The 6,453-nt window shown below is 65.6% G+C and carries 6 protein-coding genes; 1 reads left to right on the top strand and 5 read right to left on the bottom strand.

Annotated elements, in window-relative coordinates; genetic code table 11:
- Positions 1-345 precede the first annotated feature (345 nt).
- From JQ580_RS11830 to JQ580_RS11820, 3 genes are all read right to left on the bottom strand, one after another.
- Complete coding sequence (locus JQ580_RS11830; protein WP_212280210.1) at positions 346-1,365, bottom strand: Hsp33 family molecular chaperone; 1,020 nt, start codon at positions 1,363-1,365, stop codon at positions 346-348.
- Between the two features lie 254 nt (positions 1,366-1,619).
- Positions 1,620-2,555: an ornithine carbamoyltransferase gene (gene argF / locus JQ580_RS11825; RefSeq protein ID WP_212280209.1), complete on the bottom strand. Its 936-nt coding sequence runs from the start codon at positions 2,553-2,555 to the stop codon at positions 1,620-1,622.
- The gene (locus JQ580_RS11820) at positions 2,555-3,763 is read right to left on the bottom strand and encodes an aspartate aminotransferase family protein (RefSeq protein ID WP_212280208.1); all 1,209 of its coding nucleotides are present in this window, start codon (positions 3,761-3,763) and stop codon (positions 2,555-2,557) included. Before JQ580_RS11820 ends, argF begins: the two co-directional genes overlap by 1 nt.
- A 455-nt stretch (positions 3,764-4,218) precedes the next feature.
- On the opposite strand from JQ580_RS11820, the gene JQ580_RS11815 reads away from it, so the two are divergent.
- Positions 4,219-4,731: a GcrA family cell cycle regulator gene (locus JQ580_RS11815; protein ID WP_212280207.1), complete on the top strand. Its 513-nt coding sequence runs from the start codon at positions 4,219-4,221 to the stop codon at positions 4,729-4,731.
- 271 nt (positions 4,732-5,002) lie between these two features.
- Here the strand turns inward: JQ580_RS11815 and phoB are convergent, their stop codons facing one another.
- Both phoB and phoU read right to left on the bottom strand, forming a co-directional pair.
- Positions 5,003-5,710, bottom strand: a complete 708-nt coding sequence (phoB, locus tag JQ580_RS11810; protein ID WP_094976360.1) for a phosphate regulon transcriptional regulator PhoB — start codon at positions 5,708-5,710, stop codon at positions 5,003-5,005.
- A gap of 22 nt (positions 5,711-5,732) precedes the next feature.
- Positions 5,733-6,449 carry a phosphate signaling complex protein PhoU gene (gene phoU, locus JQ580_RS11805; RefSeq protein ID WP_212280206.1) on the bottom strand — a complete coding sequence of 239 codons (717 nt, stop codon included), beginning with the start codon at positions 6,447-6,449 and terminating at the stop codon, positions 5,733-5,735.
- Between the last annotated feature and the right edge of the window lie 4 nt (positions 6,450-6,453).

Raw genomic sequence — 6,453 nt, 5'->3', positions numbered from 1 at the left:
CGCACGTGGCCTCGGGCTCACAGGGACTACCCGCCCTGCCCGCGCCTTTCGTGCCGACGCTGCCGCGTCCACCGCAAGCCCGGCTCGCGAACGTGACGACTTCACGTCGCCCCTCCTGGGTGAGCCAGGATGGGGCGACACATACGCCGAAACCGAATTTCGGTAAAGTGGAATATTTTCGCGCACGTGGATTGACACGCGGCGACACAGCAAGCCGCGTGGGGTGGGCAAACCGACGCCTCCGCCATAGCTCGAGGAGCGCGGAAGCGTGGCCACGTCTTTGTCCGCAGTCGAGAGATCGTGGGCTTGGCACAAGTATGCCTTCGCCCACCCTCCAAGACCTCGCTACGCGTCCTCGACGCCCGCCTCGTCAGGCGTGAAATCGTACACCGAACTGCAGAACTCGCAGGTGACGACGACCTTGTCGTCCTTCACCATCGCCGCGCGGTCGTCCGGCGAGAAGCTCTTCAGCATGGCCGCGACCGCATCGCGCGAGCAGGAGCATTGCGCCTTGAGATCGATCGGATTGAACACGCGCACGCCGCGCTGGTGGAACAGGCGAAACAGCAGCCGCTCGCCGGAGAGCTCGGGATCGATCAGCTCGACGTCCTCGACGGTCTCGATCAGCGAGCGCGCCTCGACCCAGGCGTCGTCCTCGGCGACGCTGTGCACCTCGACGCCATCGGGGGCATCGCCGGGATGCAGATCGGCCTGCCGCGCGCGCTCCGGCGCCTTCGGCAGAAACTGCATCAGCATGCCGCCGGCGCGCCAGCGATGCTTGCCGCCGTCGTTCGAGCGCCACTCCTCACCGACCGCGAGACGCACCTTGGTCGGAATCTGCTCGGAGCGCAGGAAATATTCGTGGGCAGCGTCTTCCAGGCTGCCGCCATCGAGCGCGACCAGACCCTGATAGCGGCTCATGTCGGGGCCCTGGTCGATGGTCATGGCGAGATGACCGCGGCCGAGCAGCGCGCCGGACTCCATTCCCGATTTTTGGGCATCGCCGAGGCGCGCGGCATCGAAGCGCGCATAGGCGCGCAGGCGATCCGGCGCCTGATAGTCCACAACCAGGAACGATACCGGACCGTCGGTCTGCGTCTGCAGGATGAAGCGTCCCTCGAATTTCAGGGCCGAGCCGAGCAGCGTCGTCAGCACGATGGCCTCGCCGAGCAGCTTGCCGACCGGCGCGGGATAATCGTGCTTGGTCAGGATCTCGTCGAGCGCCGGGCCAAGCCGCACCAGGCGCCCGCGCACGTCGAGCGCGTCGACCTCGTAGGGCAACACGGCGTCATCGATCGGAACCGCTGATGGCGCGCGAACCGGGCCTTCGGGGCCGGCTTTCAAGTCAGGAGATTGGGAAATCATGGCGCATTATCTGGGGTCCGAGGGCGAAAATGGAAGGGGGCACGGGGCACTCCAAACCCGACGTCGTCCCGGGGCGCGCAACGCGCGAGCCCGGGACCCATAACCACAGGATGACTTTATTGCGCGCGATGACAACTCCGAGTCATCGCGAAATGACGTCCTGTGGTTATGGATCCCGGATCTGGCGCCACCAGGCGGCGCTTGTCCGGGATGACACGGGAGAATGGAGCCATCTACCCGGCCCCACCTTGAGATCACTTCACCGCGTCAAAACACCAGGCCAGAATGCCCTTCTGCGCATGCAGGCGGTTTTCGGCCTCATCGAACACGACCGATTGCGGACCGTCGATCACGTCATCGGTAACCTCCTCGCCGCGATGAGCGGGCAGGCAGTGCATGAACAGCGCGTCGGGCTTGGCCAGCGACATCAGCTTGCCGTTGACCTGATAGGGCTTGAGCACGTTGTGGCGGTGCTCGCCTTCCTTGTCGCCCATCGACACCCAGGTGTCGGTAACGACACAGTCGGCGCCGCGCACGGCGGCCTCCGGATCGGTGCCGAGCATGATCGGCGCGCCGGTCGCCTTGATGAAGTCCCGCATCGCCTTTTTCGGCGCGAGCTCCGGCGGCGTCGCGACATTGAGCTGGAACTTGAAGCGTTCGGCGGCGTGCGCCCAGGACGCCAGCACGTTGTTGTCGTCGCCGGTCCAGGCCACCGTCTTGCCCTCGATCGGGCCGCGATGCTCCTCATAGGTCATGAGGTCGGCCATCACCTGGCAGGGATGCGAACGCCGCGTCAGGCCGTTGATGACGGGCACGGTGGCGTTGGCCGCAAGCTCCAGCAGCGCGTCATGATTGAGAATGCGGATCATGATGGCGTCGACATAGCGCGACAGCACGCGCGCGGTGTCGGCGATGGTCTCGCCGCGGCCGAGCTGCATCTCGGCCCCGGTGAGCATGATGGGCTCGCCGCCGAGCTGGCGCATGGCGACGTCGAACGACACCCGTGTCCGGGTCGACGGGCGCTCGAAAATCATCGCCAGCGTCTTGCCTTCGAGCGGCCGCACCGGCTGCTGCGCCTTCTGCTTCGCCTTCATCGCGGACGAAGCTGCAAGCATGCGCTTGAGCTCCGACAACGGCAGCTCGTTGATATCCAGAAAGTGCTTCGGAGATTTGTTGGGGGACTTGCTCATCAGCTTGCCGCCCGCTTGGTCTGGCTGGACGAGATCGCGGAACAGGCGCGCTCCAGCCGCCCCACGCTGTCCTCGATCTCGGCTTCGGTCACGATCAGCGGCGGCAGGAAACGCACGACATTGTCGCCGGCCCCGACGGTGAGCAGCTTTTCATGACGCAGCGCCGCGACGAGATCACCGGAGGGCACCACGGCCTTGATGCCGATCAGCAGGCCCTCGCCGCGCACCTCGCTGACGACGTCAGGGTGACGGTCGATCACGGAGGCGAGCTTCTGCTTGAGCAGCAGCGACATCTTCTGGACGTGGTCGAAGAAGCCGGGCTTGAGCATGACGTCGAGCACGGCGTTGGCCGACGCGATCGCCAGCGGATTGCCGCCGAAGGTCGAGCCGTGCGAGCCGGGACCCATGCCGGCGGCCGCATCCGCGGTCGCCAGAATGGCTCCGATCGGGAAGCCGCCGCCGAGCGCCTTGGCCAGCGACATCACGTCAGGCGTGACGCCGGTGCGCCGATAGGCGAACAGATCGCCGCTGCGGCCCATGCCGGTCTGCACCTCGTCGAAGGCGAGCAGCAGGCCCTTCTCGTCGCAAAGCTGGCGCAGCGCCTTGAGGAAGCCGGGCGCAGCCGAGCGCACGCCGCCCTCGCCCTGGATCGGCTCGATCAGGATGCCGGCGGTGTGCGGGCCGATCGCCTTCTTGACGGCCTCGATGTCGCCATGCGGCACCTGGTCGAAGCCTTCCATCGGCGGACCGAAGCCTTCGAGATATTTTGCCGAGCCGGTCGCAGCCAGCGTCGCCAGCGTGCGGCCGTGGAAGGCGCCTTCGAAAGTGATGATGCGATAGCGCTCCGGATGCCCCTTGGAGAAGTGATGGTGGCGCACCAGCTTGATCACGCCCTCCAGCGCTTCGGCCCCCGAATTGCAGAAGAACACGAAGTCGGCAAAGCTCTCCTGGCAAAGCCGGTTGGCGAGCTTCTCGCCATCCGGGCTCTGAAACAAATTCGACATGTGCCAGAGCTTGGTCGCCTGCTCCTGCAGGGCCTTGATCAGATGCGGATGGCAATGGCCGAGCGCATTCACGGCCACGCCCGAGGTAAAATCGAGATAGCGATCGCCATTGGTCGCGATCAGCCAGCAGCCTTCACCGCGCTCGAAGCCGAGGTCGGCTCTGGCGAAAACGGGGAGCAAATGCGGCGCTGCGCTGTTCGTCATGATGTCACTTGAATGTTGCGGACGATGGGACGCGTGCATTACGCAACGCACCATCCACCGGCCCGGAAAACGAAACGTGCCGCCTTTTAAGGGCGGCACGCGGGACTATCTTATGCTTGGCAAGACGGGTGTCAATGCCGCCGGAAAGCCCCAGGAAACGCTGAATCCGTAGTCTTGCGGTGCCGATTTTGCGGGTTTTCACCACGGAACATGTGGAAGCGAGTCGGCGGACTCTTGCGCGGGAGTCACGCCATATTGTAGCGTTTGAATTGTCAGATACGACATCTCGTGCAGCGGTTCTGATCTCAAGTGTCCTCATGTACCGGCGTAAACGTTCGGGCGTCAGTTACGCGCCCGGCGAGCCTTAAGGGATTCTGGCAGCACGGGTTTTTCGAAGCTTAGCAATCGCCGCATGGGCGCCAGGACGGCAGCCGCGCAGCGAGGGAAAGGGTGCAATGACGGTTTTGACCTGGTCCGATGATCGCGTCGAGCAGCTGAAAAAGCTCTGGGAGGCCGGACTTTCGGCCAGCCAGATCGCAGCTGAGCTCGGCAATGTGACCCGCAATGCCGTGATCGGCAAAGTGCACAGGCTCGGTCTGTCCGGCCGCGCCAAGAGCCCGTCCTCGGCCGCGCCCCGGCCGCGCAAGGCGCGTCCTGCGCAGCACATGATGCGGGTGAGCCGCCCCGTCGCGCGCGGCAACACCGCGCTGGCCCAGGCCTTCGAGGTCGAGGTCGAGGCAGAACCCGTCACCTACGACAACGTGGTGCCGATGAGCCAGCGGCTGTCGCTGCTCGAACTGAACGAGGCGACCTGCCATTGGCCGGTCGGCGATCCCTCCAGCCCGGACTTCTTCTTCTGCGGCGGCAAGGCGCTCTCCGGCCTGCCCTACTGCGCCCAGCACTCGCGCGTAGCCTATCAGCCGGCGGCAGACCGCCGGCGCGCACCGGCGAAGCCGGGACCGCGGTGAAGTCGCGGAATTAGTCGACTGCAAGAACTTCAGCCGTCGTTGCGATGACGGGTTCAACTCCTCGGTGCCATCCCCGCAAAGGCGGGGATCCAAACCACAGGGCGCAGCTATTGCGCGAGATGGTCACTCCGAGTCTTCGCCGAACCACGTCCTGTGGTTATCGCGACCAGCGCAAGCGCTGGCGCGGAGATCCCGGGCTCGCGTTGCGCGCGCCCCGGGACGACAGGCGAGATTGTGGCCGCGGCTCGCCAAGCCGACAACTCGCCTAACCTTACGCCTGCTCCGCTTTCGCGAAGCGATCGTCCAGCGCGTAGCCGGCGCCGCGGACGGTACGTATCGGGTCCTGCTCCCGGCCGAGATTGAGCAGCTTGCGCAGGCGGCCGATATGAACGTCGACGGTGCGCTCGTCGATGTAGATGTCGCGACCCCAGACGCTATCGAGCAGCTGCTCGCGCGAGAACACGCGGCCGGGATGCTCCAGGAAGAACTCCAGCAGGCGATATTCGGTCGGGCCGAGATCGATCGGCCGGCCCGAGCGCGCCACGCGGCGCTTGTCGCGGTCGAGCTCGATGTCGCCATAGGCCAGCACGGTGGCGAGCCGCTCGGGACTGGCGCGCCGCAGCAGGCCCTTCACGCGCGCCAGGAGCTCCGGCACCGAGAACGGCTTGACGATGTAGTCGTCGGCGCCGGTCGCAAGCCCCCGCACCCGCTCGCTCTCCTCGCCGCGCGCGGTGAGCATGATGATCGGCAGCTGCTTGGTGTCGGGCCGGGTGCGCAGGCGCCTGCACAGCTCGATGCCCGACAGGCCCGGCAGCATCCAGTCGAGCACGATCAAATCGGGGATGTGCTCCTTGAGGCGGGTGTCGGCGTCGTCGCCGCGCATGACCGTCTCGACGTCATAGCCGTCGCCTTCGAGGTTGTAGCGAAGCAGCTCGGTGAGAGCTTCCTCGTCCTCAACCACCATAATGCGTGCGCCCATGGTGTCGTCGCTCCTTAAGTCTTCAGCTGTTCGGGATCGTCGTGGCGAAGGTGGTCATGTCGCCCTTCGGCCGCTTGTCGGTAATCGCCTGGCCCTCGATCATGTAGAACACGGTCTCGGCGATGTTGGTGGCGTGGTCGCCGATCCGCTCGATGTTCTTGGCGCAGAACATCAGGTGGATGCAGAACGAGATGTTGCGCGGATCCTCCATCATGTAGGTGAGGAGCTCGCGGAACAGCGATGTGCAGATCGCGTCGACCTCCTCGTCGCCCTTCCACACCGCCATCGCCGCCGGCAGATCGTGCGCGGCATAGGCGTCCAGCACCGACTTGACCTGCTGCTGCACGAGGTCGGTCATGTGCTCGAGGCCGCGGAACAGTTTCAGAGGATGGAAGTCGGTCTCCAGCGCGGCGACGCGCTTGCCCATGTTCTTGGCGAGGTCGCCGATGCGTTCGAGGTCGGTCGCGACGCGCATCGCGCCGACGATCTCGCGCAGATCCACCGCCATCGGCTGCCGGCGGGCGATGGTGAGCACCGCGCGTTCCTCGATGCGCTTCTGCAGCGCGTCGAGATCGGCGTCGATGGCGACGACGCGCTGGCCGAGCGCGACGTCGCGGCGGATCAGCGCATCGACGGAATCGACGATCATGCGCTCGGCAATGCCGCCCATCTCGGCGACCAGGCGCGTGAGCTCCTGGAGGTCGGTGTCGAAGGCCTTTGCGGTATGTTCGGTACCCATGTCG

The sequence above is a fragment of the Bradyrhizobium sp. SZCCT0148 genome (assembly GCF_018129985.1).
Lineage (GTDB): Bacteria > Pseudomonadota > Alphaproteobacteria > Rhizobiales > Xanthobacteraceae > Bradyrhizobium > Bradyrhizobium japonicum_H.
The sequence above is the reverse complement of the archived record's forward strand: the minus strand, read 5'-3'. Positions and strand labels throughout refer to the sequence as shown.